Here is an 18,125-nt window from a genome sequence, read left to right on the forward strand (position 1 = left end):
AGCAAGCCAGCACAGAAGTGCATGCTGGCTCACTCTGTGTAGGGTTATTTAGTCATTGCTAACTTCTGAATCAGGTCAACTTCAGACTGGTCGTATGGCGTGCCGTCTTCATGCAGCAAGTCGTGGAACCAGCGGGATTGATAGTCGCTATCTGAGCGCTTGATTTCCGGCCACGGCAAATGAGTCTGGGTTCTTCCTTTCACCAAGCCCCACTGGTAACAGCCGATTTGCTGCTCGTGGAACAACGGCAACTGCTCATGCAAGTACGATTCCGCGTGGCGTCCCAGCCATTCCGTGCACATCATCGGCCTCTCATAGGCAGACACAACCTCAACGGCTTTTGCAAAGAGATCCAAAGGAAGATAGGCGTGGAAAGTGATAATATCTGAGAGCTCCAATGCACGGCGGTCCGTCGGGTGCTCAAAAATAGGTAGGCTTCTGTCGAGAATGCTCGGAGCATGCCAAGCACCCACCGTCAACGGCTGAACCGGATCACAATCGCGCGCCCACTCAAACGCTTTTTCCATCAATTGATGGCTGAATGTTTCCATCGCTTCATCAAAAGCATGTTCACCGTCCAGGCTGAAGATCATTCGGTTGGTCGGTTCATTGTACAAATCCCAGATAGTAATACGGCTATCTGTCTGATACGTAGAAACAATATCTCGTACATAGGTTTCAACCTCGCTCCACAGGCTTGGCTCCATAACAATATTACGGCCAGGGCTAGCAGCAGCTTGACTATTATGCAGTTCAGGCACTGGCTCTTTTTGCTGGCCAAGGTATGGGTGATCGCCAGAGAAGCCGCAGTCATCCATCAGTGTCATCATCACCTTGATCTGCAGGCGCTCACAAATCGCCAGGAAAGCATCAATGCGCTGATGCAACCCATCGCGGTCAGCCTGCCAGACGATAAACGGTAAGTTGGTCCGCAGGGTGTTGTAGCCGACCTCCACAGACCATGTCAGCTCTTGCTCAATCGTTTCCAGATCGAAAGTGTGTGCTTGCCACATCTCTGTCCAGTTAACCGCGGTTCGAGGTAAGTAGTTAAAACCGCGCAACCACCCTTGCTCTTTATGCCACGCCCATGCTTGTTCTGAAGACCACTGTTTAATCATTTTAACCTCAACACTAATGATTAGCTAATATATTAGCTAATGTATTATTTGGAGGTATTTATTCAACTGATCCGCTTACGAGTTGTAAAACTGATCACAATATTTCTGACAATCGTGGATCGAAGTGTGATCTGTGCCACTTCAGTGATGAAATGTAAGCCCGTTGTTTGCTAATATACTGGCTAATTTATTAGCTAATGAAGATGCAACATCAATGAGTATCAAAAAGCGGATCACCATGCGCGATATCGCCTCTGCCGCGGGAGTGTCGCAACCGACTGTCTCGCTGGTTCTTAATGGCTCCCAGTCCATTAAGTTGGCCGATGCCACGAAAAAAAAAGTGTTAGATGCCGCAGAAAAGCTAGGGTATGAGCACAAACGCGCCGTTCATGCCAAAGGCCGTCCGAAAAAAATCGCTCTGGTGATCAATGGTCTCAACCATTATGATCCCTTTATCGAAGCCGTAAACGCCGCTCGGGAAGCGGCTTGGCAGCAAGACCGCGTGCTGGTGACCTTCGATTACAGCAACGACAAACAATTAGCTAAGCAGATCCAAGCTGAAATTGCGCAGGGGGAATATGATGGCCTCATCTATGCCTCAAGCATGACCCGCGCACTCTCTCCCAATATCAAGGTTGATGCGCCAACCGTATTTTTGAATTGCTACAGTAAAGACGATGCCAGCCAACCCGCCGTCCTCCCGGCTGACAAGCTCGGTGCCTATAAAGTCACAGAGCATCTGCTTGACCAAGGCTACCAGCGCATCGGCGTAATTTGCGGTGAAAAATGGATGGAAGCGAGCACCGATCGCTTGAATGGCTACCGTCAGGCGCTGATTAACCACGATATCATTCCCGATGATACGCTGGTGAGGGAGGGTAACTGGTCACTGAAAGAAGCCCACCAGCAAACGTTGGCCTTGCTTGACATGCCCAACCCGCCACAGGCTATTTTTATCGGCAGTGACTACATGGCAATTGGGTGCTATCAGGCCATCGCCGAACGCGGTTTGTCTATCCCCGACGATATTGCATTGGTGAGCTATGACAACCAGCAGGTCGCGAGCGAATTCTCCCCCGGGCTAACTTCTGTCGAACTGCCCTACGCGGATATGGGGCGCCAATCTGTGGAGGCGCTTCTTGAGCTGGTTAACAAACAAAGCTTGATGTCACCGACCCTCAAGGTGGAGGGCGATGTCATCATCCGCGCTTCCTCTGTCAAACAATAGCATGGGCTGAATAACCGCCCCACCGCCAACATCCATGTTGGCGGCCGGTTTTATGGGTCACCGTCGCTAGATATTCCTCCAGCAGCGTCTAAACACCACAAAGCAGGACGTCATTCAAATCGTCGTGCCGGTGCCTAAACAATCCAGCAAAGGATGTTGATAGTTACTAACGGTTAAACAGGAAGAAGGTGATTACGGTTGGCTTTGCGAGACACATAATAAAATAAATTATGCCTTAATGACCAAGATCAATTTATTGCATATACATTGGTCGTATGTTGTAAACATGTTAAACCAAAAAGGAACGTGTATATATGGAGCTAATACAAGATCCAAGATGTTATACCGACATCTGCATTGACGGAAAATGGTTCCACCATGACCATTGTACCGATACCGCTTATATGCTTTGGGGCGGAACATCTCCTCATATTCAATTAGACAAAACCCCGAAGACAGAAAGCGAACTCATAGACCTTCTCACCCACGCCAATCGTCGCTAAGGCCAATCCAAGCTGATGACTGAACTTCTCCGCTAGCTGGTACCCATCCTAAAAAGTAAAAGTACCAGCTAACATAAAGTTTTTCTTCTCTCAACTTACTCTTTCGTAATGAATTGTTTTCCAAGTCGAGTGAAAGCAAAATAAATAGGTACATAGATCACCAACAAAATCAGCGTATCCACCACAAAGTTAAGCTCTCCTGCTGACAGAAAGGTACCTACCAGAAAGTTCTTGAGTGTTATTGCACAGAACACCGACACGAACGTGACGATGAATGTCATGGTGTTTTTCTTCATCTTCAACCAAATACAATTTCGTAATTAATATTCGGACGATTATACGTAGGATTAGGTTAATCGCATAAAGATAACTTGTAAGCCTGTCCTTTCTCCTCAATACTCCCTTAGCATTTAAGAAAAGACCTGCCCCCTGCTCATAAGCAGCCAACGCCTACATTTAACATGAAAAAAGCCCGCTCATGTGAGCGGGCAAACCCCAATTTCAACAAAGAATATACCCTGCACCTTGAGGTAACTTGGGTATACAACACTAAAAGTTAAATCGGTAGCCTGTGTAATGGGCGTAGATTTGCTCAGGGCGCAAAATACTTTCCCCCGGCCACTCTGGATGATTAGGTGCATCCGGCAGATATTCTGTTTCTAGGCAGAAACCTCGATGAATACCATATTCACCGGAAGTGCCTTTCGTTCCTGCCAAGAAATTACCTGTATAGAGTTGAACAGCCGGCTTGGTGGTTTGTACCGTCATGGAAACTTTCTGATCTGGCGAGACTACTTTGGCAAAATCGGCAATACCATCAGTGACTTCCGGTTCCAGAATGAAGGCATGATCGTAGCCTTTCGCCAAGACTTGCTCAGGATCTTTCAGCAAGTCCTGCCCAATCATTTTCCCCTCGCAAAAATCAAAGCCCGTCTGGTCGACAGATTTCAACTCGCCACTAGGGATCCCAACCTCAGATGTCGGCACAAAACGATCCGCTTTGATCATCAGTTCATGCTGCAAGCAGTCTTGACCCGAAGCTTCACCAGCCAAGTTAAAGTATGCATGGTTGGTAAAGTTGACCGGGCAAGGCTTGTCACAATCAGCCTGATAGCTAATGGCTACCGTATTATCAGCTGTGAGTTCAAACGTGACTTTGGCCTTCAAAGTACCTGGGAAGCCTTGGTCGCCATCTTCTGACACTAGGCTGAAAACCAGCTTGGTATCACTTTGATGCTCCAGCACCCAGCGACGTTGATCGTAACCGTCAGGGCCTCCGTGAAGGGTATTGCCCGCTTGGTTGGTAGCCACTTGGGTCGTTACGCCATCAATCGTGAATTGACCATTCGCAATACGGTTGGCATAGCGTCCGACCGTCGCACCAAAATAGGCGCTTTGTTTTTGGTGATCTGCCATGGATGAGCAGTGCAGTAATACTTCCCTCGCCTCACCATCGACCGGGACGGTACAACTTAACCACGTCGCGCCTATGTCCATGAAAGTCGCCGTCATGCCTGAGCCATTGGTCAAGGTGAACAGGTTTGCAGGACGGCCATCGCTGGCCGCCTCCGTGGTCATAGTTTCGTGTAGTGATAACACCTTATGAGGTAGTGTCATTGTTAATCCTTATACGTACTTTTTATTCAAAGCTCAGGCAATCACGCCTGCACCCGCTTTGGCTTTACACACGTAAATAGTTTCTTTCAGGCCCGTTTCTGCTTCGTAGTTCTCTGCAAGTACCGCTTTCACGTCCTCAACCAATGCCGGTGGCACAATCGATACCACACAGCCACCGAAGCCACCACCTGTCATGCGCACGCCACCTTGATCGCCAATAACGGCTTTCACGGTATCAACAATATAATCAATCTCACGTACCGTGATTTCAAAATCATCACGCATAGAGGCATGAGATTCGGCCATCAGTTCACCCATACGCTTGATATCACCCTTGCTAAGGGCTATCGCGGCTTCTTCAGTACGGTCATTTTCAGTGATCACGTGGCGGGCACGCTTGGCAACCATCTCGTCAAGCTCATCAACGCGGGCGTTGAACTGCTCGATAGTGACATCACGCAGGGCTTTTACACCGAATATACGAGCAGCTTCTTCACACTGCGCGCGGCGGGTGTTGTACTCGCTATCAACCAAACCACGCTTCTTGTTCGAGTTGATGATGACAACAGCCATATCTTCCGGCATCGACACTGCTTTGGTTTCCAGTGAGCGGCAGTCAATCAACAAAGCGTGGTTTTCTTCACCTTCAGCAGAAATAAGTTGATCCATAATGCCGCAGTTACAACCAACGAATTCGTTTTCCGCTTGTTGGCCGTTAAGTGCAATTTCCTGCTGGCTGATTTCTAGCGCATAGAGTGTTTTGAATGTCTGGCCAATAACCACTTCCAATGCCGCTGAAGAGCTCAAGCCAGCGCCTTGAGGCACATTACCGCTTACTGCAATATCAGCACCGGCAAACTCGTAGCCACGACCACGCAGGCACTTCACCACACCCTTGATGTAGTTGATCCACATGCAGTCCTGGTCAAAAGTAATTTCTGAGGCCAAGTCAAACTCTTTGGTTTGGTTGTCATAGTCAACTGACACCACGCGGACGATATTGTCGTCACGTCGTGCAGCTGCCACCACCGCTTGATAGTCAATGGCACATGGCAATACGAAACCGTCATTGTAGTCAGTGTGCTCACCAATAAGGTTTACACGGCCCGGCGCTTGAATAAGATGTGTCGCTTCGTAACCCAGCACGGAAGAGAATGAAGTATTAACAGCATCAATCAGCAGTTGTGTTTTAGACATAATAGGTTCCTATCTTTTCGTATGGGTTAGTTGTTATTGTTGGCTTTCACGGTAGTGGACATCGCTAAGCGCACGCAGTTTGTCTGCGGCCTGCTCTGCGGTCAGGTCACGCTGGCTTTCTGCTAGCATTTCGTAGCCCACCATGAACTTGCGGACTGTCGCTGAGCGCAGTAGCGGTGGATAGAACAGTGCATGAAGCTGCCAGTGTTCGGTCGAGGTATCGCCATCTTTGAAGAACGGTGCATAGTGCCAGCCCATTGAATACGGGAAAGAGCACTTGAACAGGTTGTCATAGCGGCTGGTCAATTTCTTGATTGCCATGGCCAGATCATCACGCTGCTCAGCAGTCAACTCGTTCATACGACGAACATGGGTTTTCGGCATCAGCATGGTTTCAAACGGCCAGGCCGCCCAGTAAGGGACTACCGCGATCCAGTGCTCGGTTTCAACCACCGTACGTGAACCGTCCGCCATTTCGGCCTTGGCGTAATCCACCAGCAAGTTTGAGCCCTGCTCTTGGTAGTAAGCACGCAGGTTTTCATCTTTACGTGCGATCTCGTTTGGCAAGAAGCTGTTTGCCCAAATCTGGCCGTGCGGGTGCGGTTGGGAACACCCCATTGCCGACCCTTTGTTTTCAAACGCCTGAACCCAAACGTACTCTTGACCTAGCTCTTCAATTTGCTCATTCCAGGTATCAATTACCTTGCGAATCGTACCGACGGGTAGCTCAGGCAAGGTTTTGCTGTGATCTGGGGAGAAACAAATCACTCGGCTCAAACCACGGGCACTTTCACAGCGAAAAAGTGGGTTGTCAGACTCAGGGGCGTCCGGTGTTTCTGGCGTCAACGCCGCATGGTCATTGTTGAAGACATAGGTATCGGCATAATCAGGATTTTCATCGCCCGATACACGGGTATTGGTCGGGCACAGAAAACATTCGCTATCGTACGCTTTGTCCTCTGCTTTTTCCGGTGTCTCATCTGCCCCCTGCCAAGGGCGTTTCGCACGGTGAGGGGAAACTAAAATATATTGCCCCGTCAGCGGATTGTAGCGACGGTGCGGGTGATCAACTGGATTAAACTTTTGTTCAGACATTTTCAAAACTCGCCATTACAGTGATACTGCAAACTAAATAAAGGTAGGAGCAGGCAAACTTAGGGGTGAGACGCCACCTACTCCCAAAATCATCTCAAGACCAATTAGTAGCCATTAGGGTTTTCAGACTGCCAGCGCCACGTGTCGACAGCCATTGCAGTGACATCGAACTTGGCTTCCCAACCCAACTCCGCGCGGGCTTTAGCCGGATCAGCCCAGCACTCGGCAATATCGCCAGGACGGCGCGGGCAGATTTTGTAAGCAACATCGTGACCACAAGCTTTGCTGAAGGCATCGACCATCTCAAGTACGCTGCTGCCTTTGCCAGTACCCAAGTTGAAGATATGCAAACCCGCTTTTTCTCCCACCGCTCGCAATGCCGCAATATGGCCATCGGCCAAGTCCATCACGTGAATGTAATCGCGGATACCGGTGCCATCCGGCGTTGGGTAGTCATTGCCAAAGACAGATAGGTACTCTCGGCGGCCTACTGCAACCTGGGCTATGAACGGCATAAGGTTGTTCGGGATACCCTGCGGGTCTTCGCCCATAATGCCTGAAGGGTGAGCCCCTACAGGGTTAAAGTAACGCAGTAGCGTGATACTCATTTCCGGCGCAGCTACCTGGATATCGCGCAGGCACTCTTCGACCATGTACTTACTGCGACCATATGGATTGGTCACTTTGCCTGTCGGTGTGGTTTCTTTGATTGGGATTTCTTCCGGGTCACCATAAACCGTTGCTGATGAGCTAAACACCAAGCTATTGACGCCCGCATGCTTCATCGCATCCACCAGCATCAAGGTGCCGTGAACGTTGTTGTCGTAATACTCAAGTGGTTTTTCGACCGACTCCCCGACAGCCTTCAGGCCTGCAAAATGGATCACAGAGCTGATTTCGTGCTCAGAAAAAACTTGGTCGAGAATTTCTCGGTCTCGGATATCGCCTTGATAGAATGTCGGTTTGGTGCCAGTTAGAGTTTCAACACGCTCCAGCACGGCTTCTTTACTGTTGCAAAGGTTATCCAGAATGATTGGCTCAAGGCCTGCTTCAATCATTTGTACACAGGTATGGCTTCCGATATAGCCCATACCACCTGTTACTAATACCTTCATCACTCTCTCCCAAATCACTGCCAGTGGCTTTCATCACACCACCCAAGAAACAGCATCTTGTTCTTAACTGCGAGCAAGTTTATCAATAAGCCCAAAATGAATACTGTGATCATTGCCACACAATGTAAACGTTTCCACCAATTTCACACAGATTTCATTTTGCTTTAATTGATATCACTCTCTCAAAAACAACTTGGAATTAATTAAATAACAACAAAAACAATAAGATAAAAGCAAACCCAACGTTGTCGCTTTGCAGTACGGTGCTTAGGGGCAATCCAGAAAGCAAGGTGGAACAACACGTAAAAGTGAAAACGATTACCCTAAAAACCGTAAAAGAAGTGTTCACTTAGCATTGATGACCAGATACGTCACCATTAATATACAGTGTGATGCATAAGACTAAATTGGCATCAATATATGCATCAATTGGCATTTCAACGCTATACTAAATCAGTTATATGTACCTCACGGATGAAGTATGAAGACTGCGATATTACGTTTTTTACTCTTTTTCATTCCCCTACTGACCATCACGTCAGCGTCGATTTACTACATTTATAGTGAAGACATCTCCCAGATAAACCATCGTATTCAAGACCGTGAAAATAGCCGTCACCAGTCTTCTTTGCATATCACAAGGTTGCATTTCGCCCCAATCATTGAAGATCTTCGTTATCTGAGTGAGAAAGCCAAAGAATTGTCGGAAACGCACCATGCTGTCGAAAGGCAAAGAGAAATCCTGACGGCGACCTTTCAGCGCCTATCAACAACTCGCTCTTATTATGATCAAGTCAGATTAATCAACGATGCAGGCCAGGAAGTCATAAGAGTTAATAAAGAGGGGAAGGATGCTATCGCCGTTGATAAAGCTAACCTTCAAGACAAAAGCCATCGTGATTACGTTCAGAAAGCGTTAAAGGTTCCAGCGGGAAACTTTTACACATCCCAATTTGATTTGAACCAAGAAAACGGACAGATCGAACTCCCCCACAAACCCATGCTACGATTTGTCAGTCATTTTAAAATGAATGGCCAAAGCTGGCTTATCACTCTAAATTACCTCGGTATAGACTACCTAGAAGAGCTAAAAGGCCAATATGGTTGGGATGAAGTACAAAACTGGCTAATTAACAGCAATGGTCAGTGGCTGATGGGGCCTTCCGCAGAAAGCGCTTGGCAATTCATGCCTTCAACTATCGACCCTGCTCAACAAGACTTTTATTCTCTCTACCCAGACTTATGGCAAAACATTCAAGCTAGCAATCACGGTCAGGTCATCATTGGTGATTACCTATATACCTTTACCCGCTTCTTTTCAGGTACCACCTTCAGGGGCGAAGATAGTTATACCCTCCCTTTTCAAGGGACCGACCTCCCCTGGACGATTATCTCCAAGGTTAATATGACTGAAGCGGTCACGGAGTTGGCCTTTACCCAAGAGCGAATACTCAAACTGGTCATCTTTGCAGGGTTAATTGTCTGTTTGGCTTCAGGTTGTCTGGTATTGGCTTGGCATTTATCACAACTGTTGAATGCACAACGCAAAATGACACTAAAAATAGAAGACACTGCCCTGCAATACGCCACAGTGCTTCGCCATGTGCCCGATGGTCTGATGTCTCTCGATCACGACATGACGATTTTGACGGCCAACAACGCCGCAATACAGATCTTATCACTGCAGAATAAAGATATTATCGGCAGTAACTTAACCAAACTATTACCAGGCACACAATCACGCCGCCAGATTGAAGCGATTATCGAGCAGTTGCAGCAACTCAGAGAGAAAAAGCAGCCCACGATAAAGATACGTTTACAGTTCAATAATCTAAAAACCAAGCATATTGAGATCATTGCAACCGACACGGCCTATAGTTCAAGCCGGGAAATATTGTTGAATCTCCGCGATGTCACCTACTGGATTGAGCGAGAAGAAAAACTTAAGAGTATGTCACGTGCACTCGAGCAAAGTAATGATTCCATCATCATTACTGATAAAAGAGGCGTGGTGGAATACGTGAACCATTCATTTGAAAGCCATAACGGAATCAAGTCGAAGGATATTGTTGGCAAGCAATCAATAGAGCTGCTAAGAAGCACCCTCAACAACATCAACGATGTTAAGCATGTACAAAAACAGCTCAAACAAGGTCATGTTATCGAGCGTGTCATCGCCCATAAGCAGGGCGATGAGCAAATCATGTATGAAGAAAAAACCATTGCCCCTATTCGTAATAGCCGAGGCAAAATTAGCCATTACATTTCGACTGGCAAAGATATCACTGAACGTGTGATGTTCGAAAACCGCTTACACCGGTTAGTCCATTATGACCTGCTAACCGAACTGCCTAACCGCACCTTGCTACAGCAGCAAATCGGTGCCGCAGTAAAATGTAACAAGGTTACTGGCGATAGCATCGCCCTCCTATCAATCGATCTCGATTACTTCAAGCAGATCAATGATTCGTTGGGCCATGCCGTTGGAGATAAAGTGATCCAAACAGCGGCTAAGCGCATCCAACGTCTATTACGGGAAACGGACTTCTTAGCAAGACTCGGTGGGGATGAATTCGCTGTTTTGCTCTCTCAAAATGTTAACTTACAGAATGTTACCAATATCGCAGCCCGCATTCTCAAACATATCTCTGCACCTTTGGCGGTTGAAGGTAAGGAACTCTTTTTAACTGCCAGCATAGGGATCAGTTTCTTCCCTGAAGATTCCGATGTAGCAGAAAACCTCAGTAAATATGCAGACATCGCACTTTACCGAGCAAAAGAACAAGGCCGTAATCAATTCTGTTTCTATACCACAGAAATGGGCGTTCACAGTATTCAACAGATCCAGCTGGAGTCCGAACTGCGGCGTACAGTAGGTACAGATCGCTATGAGTTTTTCTACCAGCCTAAAGTTAATGCTAACAATCACGAAGTCTGTGGTGTCGAAGCCTTGCTGCGCTGGAAAAATGAATTAGGTGAGCATGAATCACCACTGAACATTGTTCCGATCCTAGAACGCTCTGGTGTAATCATTGAGGCTGGTGAGCACCTTATTCAAAAAGCCTGTCGTCAATTAAAGAAATGGCAAGCGAATGGCATCTACCTCAATTTTGCCATAAACATCTCTGCGCAGCAGTTGTTAGGATCGAACATTGTTGAAACCATCGATAAGGCTATTATCCAGAGTGGGTGCGATCCTAAATATCTGGAAATAGAGATCACCGAGTCTGTGATCATGTCCGATGTAAACACGGCATTAGATAAGCTGATCAAGCTCGAAGCGCTTGGGGTCAAGATTGCCATCGATGACTTTGGTACAGGCTACTCATCTCTGGCATACCTGAGTCGCTTCCCTGTTCATATATTGAAGATTGATCGTGAGTTCATCAAAGATCTGCCATGGAATAAAGATAATATCGCCATCACCCGTTCAATTGTTGAGCTCGCCCACAACCTAAAAATGCGAATAGTCGCAGAAGGTGTCGAGAACCAGTCGCAACGTGATTTCTTAGCCAGTATTGGGGTCGAGGAATTCCAAGGCTATCTTTTCGGACGGCCACAACCAGTCAGTGAGTTTGAACAGTTTTTCCTGCATGAAGATAAGAGCACTGTATAGAGGTGGAGATATAGCCTTTATTGGGCACCTATAACGGGTTCTTAGCTACATTACGTATATACCGTCATGACTTGGGTATATCTATTCACCAGTGATACACCTGAATAGATAAAAGTGCAGAAATTTTGATTTCATTTATATTTTATACGCTGTTTTATTACTCAGGAATACCTCTCCCGCCACCATTCTTGCTTCAAATGGGGTGGCATCATAAAAAAAAATCAAAAAATATCGTGCAGAAACCACTCGTTTCGATGATATATCCCACAAAATGACTCGCGCGACTATTAAATAAGCGACAAATTTAGTGACGTAACATACTAATTACATTATTTAATGGATGATATATTCTGCTTTTTTCGTATGGATATTAAACAGTTCAGCATTAGCCTACTGATTTTAAAGCACTCGTGCTTTCAGATTGAGACTATTCTTATTCTTTACCTGAATTATCAATATCGGGTGAGAAAATCATAAATAAGAACATTACAATAACAAAGCGCCGCAAAGCTTCGCCTTTAAATATACATAACATCAATAATCAAAACATAAACAACCAACACGCAACCACAGGTCTACACTATTGAAATTAAAATGGCAATATAGGCAGTCGCCATTTTAGGGGGTAAAATTAACGCCTAAAAACAATGAAAAGACATAATCATGAATTCAGTTATACAAGTAAGCGAACTTGAGTCGTTTCTCATTGCGATTATTGTGCTTTTTCTTGGCTACTTCATTAATAGCAAAGTAAAGGTATTCCGGAAGTACAATATACCTGAGCCAATTGTTGGCGGATTAATTGTTGCCGTACTTATTGCAATCTTACATACACAAGGTGTAGACATTACCTTCAAGCTAAGCCTCAAAGACACCCTGATGCAGATGTTCTTTGCCACTGTTGGCTTAGCAGCCAGTTTTAAACTGCTAGCTAAAGGTGGCTCACGGGTATTTTTGTTCCTTGCTATCGCAACGCTTTACATCATTATTCAAAATGCTGTCGGTGTCAGCCTAAGCACCATGCTTGGTCTGGACCCTCTGCTCGGTCTGATGGTGGGCTCGATTACCCTGTCTGGCGGACATGGTACAGGTGCAGCTTGGTCACAGACCTTTGCCGATATGTATGGCCTACAAACCTTGGAGCTGTCCATGGCAGCTGCAACCTTTGGTCTGGTCATGGGCGGTATTATCGGTGGCCCTGTTGCACAGCGACTGATCAACAAGTTCTCACTCAAATCAGAATTTGGCATTGGTGAAAAGCATCATATCGAACATCCCGACTTGGTTACCTACAGTGACAACGAAGAGGATCGTATTACTGCCAAGAACACCATTGAAGTAATGTTCATTCTGTTGATCTGCGTTGCAGGCGCGGCCCACGTCAAAGAGTTGGTAGACAGTATCGGCATCAACTGGCTACGTATCCCTGATTTTGTTTATGCACTGTTTATCGGTGTGTTCATCACCAATATTTGTGAATCGACAAAAGTCTACAAGATCAACAATGAAACTGTGGATGCATTGGGTACTATTTCACTGTCACTGTTCCTGGCGATGGCGCTGATGAGCCTACAATTGTGGGAGCTGCTTGGTCTCGCCCTGCCTATGATTGCGATTCTATCGGTACAAACAATCACGCTAGCAGCGTTTGCCTACTTTGTTACCTTTAGGTTGATGGGTAAGACATACGATGCAGCTGTTATTGCCGGTGGTCACTGCGGCTTTGGTATGGGGGCTACCCCAACCGCTGTGATGAACATGGGTGCCTTGGTGTCGCGTAATGGCCCGTCTCCGCAAGCCTTCATGGTCGTGCCTATTGTCGGTGCCTTCTTTATCGACATTGCCAACTTGATTGTGCTGCAGACCTACATCAGCTTCATTCAGTAAACCTCCTCCAAGCCGGACCTTACAAGGTCCGGCTTTGCCGTTCGGCATCTCCCAGCTATTATTAAATTATTGGCCTTAGTTTGAAGGTTGATGGGTACATCAACTTGGCTTTATAACATTATCAGAATAACTATCTTCATCTCGTTTGGGGTGCGCTTAATAATAGGTCACATGCCTCTGTGGCTTAATGTTGAATCTGTACCTATCGTCAGTTCGGTAGGATTATGAAGAGCGTGGGAGTATCAATATGTTAGGTGAAAATCATGCACTGTTTATCGAGTACCCTGAGCATCAAGATAGAATCAAGGAGCTAAAGCAATCCGACCAACACTTCAAACAAATGGCTGACCGTTACCACCAGCTAGATCACAAGATAAGAGGCCTCGAAGGTAACAACATTCCCACAGACGACCATCACTTCACTCAACTCAAATTAGAACGCGTCCAGCTGAAAGACAAAATCTACAGTATTCTTTCACACTGATCCTACCTATCCCAATATGTCCGATTATGTTCACTTCACAGGTTTACACACTGTGAGGTGGACATAATTTCACACTTTTTACATACCATGTAACCCCTGAGATATCCCAACATAAGTCATTGAATATTAAGAAATAGGCATATTAACAGGATGTGAACAACTCAAATCACCACCGAAACAATTGTAACTGAATATTTCTAGCGGTTTCCTATTCAAAAAATGTTGATAGAATCCGCGCACCTTTAATGACAATCAACTTTTGTTAATAAAGTACAATTTTTTTTGAGCACAGTATGAAGTTCATACTGTTTCCCTTGCAGTGACAGAGAAAACAATGACTAAATTCGATAAAGCAAAACAGATCCTGCTGGCAGGCTTCTGTATCAACCTATGTATGGGCATCCTGTATGCTTGGAGTGTATTCAAGCAAGCACTTGTTCTAGATATGGGCTGGTCTGATGCTGATGCTTCTATGCCATACTCAGTTGCTGTAATCACTTTTGCTCTATCACTATTGGTAGCTGGTGTACTTCAAGACCGCATGGGCCCACGTAAGATCCTTATCTTGGGTACTGTTCTTGTTGGTTCAGGCATGATCATTTCAAGCTTTGCCACTAGTCCTCTGCTACTTCTAATCACATTTGGTCTAATGACGGGTGCAGGTATCGGCTTCGGCTATGCATGTCTTGCCCCTTCTGCAATGAAGTGGTTCCACCCTTCTAAGAAGGGTTTGGTTAACGGTCTAATCGCAGCGGGCTTCGGTCTTGCAGCGGTATACCTGGCACCACTTACATCTCTGCTTATTGACTCGTTCGGCATCAGCACTAGTTTCCTGATCCTAGGTGTTGCGATTCTGCTTATCACTGTACCATTGGCAAGCACTATCACTAACCCACCAGCAGGTTACCAGCCGCAAGTACCAGCTAACTATAAAGCTAAGGCAACTAAGCCTGTCGATATCCAGTGGCGTGCAATGCTAAAAACTCCTCAGTTCTACTCACTGTGGATCATGTTTGCTCTTGCGTCTTCTGCAGGTCTGATGGTGATTGGTAACATCACTCTGATTGCCTCTCAGCAAGCCAACATTACTGAAGCCGCATTCCTGGTTGTTGTTCTGTCTATCTTCAACTCTGGTGGCCGTGTTGCTGCTGGTATGCTTGCCGATAAAATTGGTGGCCTACGTACTCTGACGATTGCATTTATCATGCAGGGTATCAATATGGCACTGTTTGCAAGCTTTGACTCAAGCTTCACGCTAATGATTGGTGCAGCACTTGCTGGTGTGGGTTACGGTACGCTGCTAGCGGTATTCCCAACCCTAACTGCTGAGTTCTACGGTTTGAAAAACTACGGTGCGAACTTCGGCGTGCTTTACACCGCTTGGGGTGTGAGTGGCTTTATCGGTTCTGCTATCACAGCAATCGCGATGGGTGCTTCAGGTAACTACACCCTTGCATACACTATCTGTGCGGTAATGATGGCTGTTAACGTACTTCTTTCTGTTATCACTAAGCCAGTTGATGCAGAAGCACTAGAGAAAAAGCTGGCAAACGCCTAATCTCCCCCGCTCCTTTGATAAAAAGCACAGCCCCGCTGTGCTTTTTTTGTACTTACCTTCCCAAAGCATCACCTCTCCCTCCCCCTCCTTTAAATATTAACAAGTTATTAACTAGAACTATTTCAAAGTGTTTCTATACTAAATAGTGACACAAAAACAGACAGTTATTTTTTATAGCTGAAAGAAAGTGCCTATTAGATGGATAAATCACGGGGCGCCCTTTTAGAGATAACTGCTAATAATGACGATAAGAAGCGTCAATTTCTCTTGATAAGGAATAACAGGACGTAATTATGAAGCAAACCCTTACCTCTACCTTGGCAGTATCAACTCTTGCTCTCATTCTTGCCGGCTGTGATAGTGGTGGTAGCAGTCAAGACAAAGAAATGATCCAATCGCTACAGAACAAAGTCGAGGCCCTCGAACAACAGCTTGTCCAAGCTACCGGAGGAACGGTTAAAGTTGGAGGAGGCAGCGACCAACCGGCATCAGCCCCTAGTTCTGACACCCTTGCTCAAATACAAAAACAAGGATACCTCCAATGTGGTGTGACTACTGGCTTACCCGGTTTTTCTAACCCTAACGAGAAAGGAGAGTGGGAAGGGATTGATGTCGAGTTTTGCCAGGCTGTTGCCGCCGCCACACTCGGTGACAAAACCAAGGTGAAATACATCCCGCTAACTGCCAAAGAACGCTTCACCGCCCTTCAGTCAGGTGAAATCGATCTGCTATCCCGCAATACCACCTGGACGTTACACCGTGATACTGCACTGGGCATCAACTTTGCGGGAGTGAACTACTATGACGGGCAAGGGTTTATGGTCAACAAACAGCTAGAGATTGAAAGTGCCACTGAGCTCGACGGTGCTGCAGTTTGTGTGCAATCAGGTACCACAACCGAGCTCAATCTGGCCGATTACTTCCGCCACCGCGATATGAAATATACCCCCGTCGTCTTTGATACCGCCGCGCAAACAGTGAAAGGCTTTGAAGCTGGCCGCTGTGACGTACTCACCACCGATCAGTCAGGCTTGTATGCCCTTCGCCTGAACCTGCAAGATCCATCTTCAGCCATCGTCCTGCCAGAAATCATCTCCAAAGAGCCATTAGGCCCTGCAGTACGCCAAGGGGATGACCAGTGGTTCAATATTGTGAAATGGACCCTCAATGCCATGATCAATGCCGAAGAATTGGGTGTATCTTCGCAAAATGTTGATGACATGAAGCAATCTGACGACCCAAATGTCAAGCGCTTGATTGGCGTTGATGGGCCGAAAGGGAAAGGGCTCGGCCTGAACGATGATTGGTCATATCAAGTGATCAAACAAGTTGGCAATTACGGCGAGAGCTTCGAGCGTACTGTCGGTATGAGCTCACCGCTTGAGATCAAACGGGGGGCCAACGCGCAATGGAGCGATGGTGGACTATTATACGCACCACCGATGCGCTAATACCCATCGCAAATGTTAGCCCCTTTGGAGGGGAGACGTTGCTTCCCCTCCTGCCATGATAATCTTTTCCACAGGAAGTGTCGTTTTGGCAGCGAAGAAAACAAGTCTATTTTATAACCCAACCTTTCGCGCTCTGCTGTTCCAGGCATTGGCTGCAGCAGCGCTCGCCTATTTTATCTATTCGATAATCAATAATGCCCTGACCAATCTGGACCAGCGCGGTATTGCAACAGGGTTTGGCTTTCTTAGTCAGGAAGCAGGATTTGGCATCGGGTTAAGCCTAATTGATTACGATGAAACCTACAGTTATGGCCGAACCTTTTTTGTTGGTTTGCTCAATACCGCTCTGGTTTCGGTAATGGGGATTTTCCTCGCGACTATATTGGGTTTTGTCATCGGCATTGCCCGACTTTCTTCCAACTGGTTAGTGAGCCGTTTTGCTGCGATCTATATCGAGACTTTCCGTAATATCCCCTTGCTACTGCAAATTTTCTTTTGGTATTTCGCCGTACTGCAAGCGCTACCCACCCCACGCAACAGTATTAGCCTGGGTGAGAGTATGTACCTCAATGTGCGTGGCCTGTATATTGCCAAACCCGTTTTCGAGCCAAACGCCCACTGGATTGGCCTTGCGCTCATTACCGCTGTCTTTATCAGCATCTGCTATACCATTTATGCCAAAAGAAAACAAAAGGTATCAGGGCAGCAGTCGCCCATTTTATGGGTGTCACTTAGCCTACTTATATTGCTCCCCACCCTCGCTTATTTTGCCAGTGGGCAGCCCGTCCACATGGAAGTCCCTGTGCTCAAAGGGTTCAACTTCAGAGGCGGCATCGGCATCATTCCCGAACTGGCAGCACTACTGCTGGCTTTGAGCACCTATACTGCTTCATTCATCGCGGAGATTGTCCGAGCCGGGATCAACGCTGTCAGCCACGGTCAAACAGAGGCCGCTTTATCGCTTGGGTTACCGCAAGGAAAAACCTTACGCCTGGTCGTGATCCCTCAAGCACTACGGATCATCATCCCACCACTGACCAGCCAATACCTTAACCTGACCAAGAACTCATCACTGGCCATGGCCATCGGCTATCCCGATCTGGTCTCGGTGTTTGCCGGGACGACGCTCAATCAAACCGGCCAAGCTATCGAGATCATCGCCATGACGATGGCGGTTTATCTCACACTCAGCTTGCTGACGTCTCTACTAATGAACATATACAACCGCAAAGTTGCACTGGTTGAACGTTAGGAGG

Annotated in this window: 14 protein-coding genes; 8 read left to right on the plus strand and 6 right to left on the minus strand. The window is 46.7% G+C overall.

The features are described 5' to 3' along the window. Positions 1-44 precede the first annotated feature (44 nt). Positions 45-1,115: a cellulase family glycosylhydrolase gene (locus tag R2X38_RS08955; RefSeq protein WP_317522251.1), complete on the minus strand. Its 1,071-nt coding sequence runs from the start codon at positions 1,113-1,115 to the stop codon at positions 45-47. 217 nt (positions 1,116-1,332) lie between these two features. Between R2X38_RS08955 and R2X38_RS08960 the strand changes: the two genes are divergently transcribed. Then, positions 1,333-2,346, plus strand: coding sequence for a LacI family DNA-binding transcriptional regulator (locus R2X38_RS08960; RefSeq protein ID WP_317521895.1), 1,014 nt, complete (start codon positions 1,333-1,335; stop codon positions 2,344-2,346). Between the two features lie 314 nt (positions 2,347-2,660). Beyond that, complete coding sequence (locus tag R2X38_RS08965; RefSeq protein ID WP_187462400.1) at positions 2,661-2,849, plus strand: hypothetical protein; 189 nt, start codon at positions 2,661-2,663, stop codon at positions 2,847-2,849. Between the two features lie 95 nt (positions 2,850-2,944). On the opposite strand, the gene R2X38_RS08970 is transcribed toward R2X38_RS08965, so the two are convergent. The 5 genes from R2X38_RS08970 to galE form a co-directional block, all read right to left on the minus strand. Further along, on the minus strand, positions 2,945-3,130 hold the full coding sequence (locus tag R2X38_RS08970; RefSeq protein WP_317521896.1) for a hypothetical protein: 186 nt from the start codon (positions 3,128-3,130) through the stop codon (positions 2,945-2,947). 268 nt (positions 3,131-3,398) lie between these two features. Continuing rightward, the gene (galM, locus tag R2X38_RS08975; RefSeq protein ID WP_317521897.1) at positions 3,399-4,466 is read right to left on the minus strand and encodes a galactose-1-epimerase; all 1,068 of its coding nucleotides are present in this window, start codon (positions 4,464-4,466) and stop codon (positions 3,399-3,401) included. Positions 4,467-4,499: 33 nt separating this feature from the next. Beyond that, on the minus strand, positions 4,500-5,663 hold the full coding sequence (gene galK / locus R2X38_RS08980) for a galactokinase (protein WP_317521898.1): 1,164 nt from the start codon (positions 5,661-5,663) through the stop codon (positions 4,500-4,502). 33 nt (positions 5,664-5,696) lie between these two features. Then, a complete protein-coding gene (locus R2X38_RS08985; protein ID WP_317521899.1) occupies positions 5,697-6,758 on the minus strand; it encodes a UDP-glucose--hexose-1-phosphate uridylyltransferase in 1,062 nt (353 codons plus the stop codon). A gap of 104 nt (positions 6,759-6,862) precedes the next feature. After that, the gene (gene galE / locus R2X38_RS08990; RefSeq protein ID WP_317521900.1) at positions 6,863-7,873 is read right to left on the minus strand and encodes a UDP-glucose 4-epimerase GalE; all 1,011 of its coding nucleotides are present in this window, start codon (positions 7,871-7,873) and stop codon (positions 6,863-6,865) included. Between the two features lie 481 nt (positions 7,874-8,354). Between galE and R2X38_RS08995 the strand changes: the two genes are divergently transcribed. The 6 genes from R2X38_RS08995 to R2X38_RS09020 all read left to right on the plus strand — a co-directional run bounded on the left by R2X38_RS08995 (position 8,355) and on the right by R2X38_RS09020 (position 18,121). Next, a complete protein-coding gene (locus R2X38_RS08995; protein WP_317521901.1) occupies positions 8,355-11,489 on the plus strand; it encodes an EAL domain-containing protein in 3,135 nt (1,044 codons plus the stop codon). Between the two features lie 663 nt (positions 11,490-12,152). Next, complete coding sequence (gltS, locus tag R2X38_RS09000; RefSeq protein WP_317521902.1) at positions 12,153-13,376, plus strand: sodium/glutamate symporter; 1,224 nt, start codon at positions 12,153-12,155, stop codon at positions 13,374-13,376. A 247-nt stretch (positions 13,377-13,623) separates the two neighbouring features. Beyond that, positions 13,624-13,860, plus strand: coding sequence for a YdcH family protein (locus tag R2X38_RS09005; RefSeq protein WP_317521903.1), 237 nt, complete (start codon positions 13,624-13,626; stop codon positions 13,858-13,860). 334 nt (positions 13,861-14,194) lie between these two features. Next, positions 14,195-15,418 carry an OFA family MFS transporter gene (locus tag R2X38_RS09010; RefSeq protein ID WP_317521904.1) on the plus strand — a complete coding sequence of 408 codons (1,224 nt, stop codon included), beginning with the start codon at positions 14,195-14,197 and terminating at the stop codon, positions 15,416-15,418. A 293-nt stretch (positions 15,419-15,711) separates the two neighbouring features. Beyond that, entirely contained in the window at positions 15,712-16,869 is a 1,158-nt protein-coding gene (locus tag R2X38_RS09015) for an amino acid ABC transporter substrate-binding protein (RefSeq protein ID WP_317521905.1), read from the plus strand. 55 nt (positions 16,870-16,924) lie between these two features. Beyond that, the gene (locus tag R2X38_RS09020; RefSeq protein WP_317521906.1) at positions 16,925-18,121 is read left to right on the plus strand and encodes an amino acid ABC transporter permease; all 1,197 of its coding nucleotides are present in this window, start codon (positions 16,925-16,927) and stop codon (positions 18,119-18,121) included. Positions 18,122-18,125: the final 4 nt, after the last annotated feature.

Origin of the sequence: Photobacterium rosenbergii (genome assembly GCF_033022775.1) — a bacterium.
GTDB classification, from domain to species: Bacteria; Pseudomonadota; Gammaproteobacteria; order Enterobacterales; family Vibrionaceae; genus Photobacterium; species Photobacterium rosenbergii_A.

What these genes read in the sequence shown, in the direction of transcription:
- R2X38_RS09010 (WP_317521904.1), top strand. Translation starts at nt 14,195, where the DNA reads ATGACTAAATTCGATAAAGCAAAACAGATCCTGCTGGCAGGCTTCTGT.
- R2X38_RS09015 (WP_317521905.1), top strand. Translation starts at nt 15,712, where the DNA reads ATGAAGCAAACCCTTACCTCTACCTTGGCAGTATCAACTCTTGCTCTC.
- galM (WP_317521897.1), bottom strand. Translation starts at nt 4,466, where the DNA reads ATGACACTACCTCATAAGGTGTTATCACTACACGAAACTATGACCACG.
- R2X38_RS08970 (WP_317521896.1), bottom strand. Translation starts at nt 3,130, where the DNA reads ATGACATTCATCGTCACGTTCGTGTCGGTGTTCTGTGCAATAACACTC.
- galK (WP_317521898.1), bottom strand. Translation starts at nt 5,663, where the DNA reads ATGTCTAAAACACAACTGCTGATTGATGCTGTTAATACTTCATTCTCT.
- gltS (WP_317521902.1), top strand. Translation starts at nt 12,153, where the DNA reads ATGAATTCAGTTATACAAGTAAGCGAACTTGAGTCGTTTCTCATTGCG.
- R2X38_RS09020 (WP_317521906.1), top strand. Translation starts at nt 16,925, where the DNA reads ATGATAATCTTTTCCACAGGAAGTGTCGTTTTGGCAGCGAAGAAAACA.
- galE (WP_317521900.1), bottom strand. Translation starts at nt 7,873, where the DNA reads ATGAAGGTATTAGTAACAGGTGGTATGGGCTATATCGGAAGCCATACC.
- R2X38_RS08985 (WP_317521899.1), bottom strand. Translation starts at nt 6,758, where the DNA reads ATGTCTGAACAAAAGTTTAATCCAGTTGATCACCCGCACCGTCGCTAC.
- R2X38_RS08995 (WP_317521901.1), top strand. Translation starts at nt 8,355, where the DNA reads ATGAAGACTGCGATATTACGTTTTTTACTCTTTTTCATTCCCCTACTG.
- R2X38_RS08960 (WP_317521895.1), top strand. Translation starts at nt 1,333, where the DNA reads ATGAGTATCAAAAAGCGGATCACCATGCGCGATATCGCCTCTGCCGCG.
- R2X38_RS08965 (WP_187462400.1), top strand. Translation starts at nt 2,661, where the DNA reads ATGGAGCTAATACAAGATCCAAGATGTTATACCGACATCTGCATTGAC.
- R2X38_RS09005 (WP_317521903.1), top strand. Translation starts at nt 13,624, where the DNA reads ATGTTAGGTGAAAATCATGCACTGTTTATCGAGTACCCTGAGCATCAA.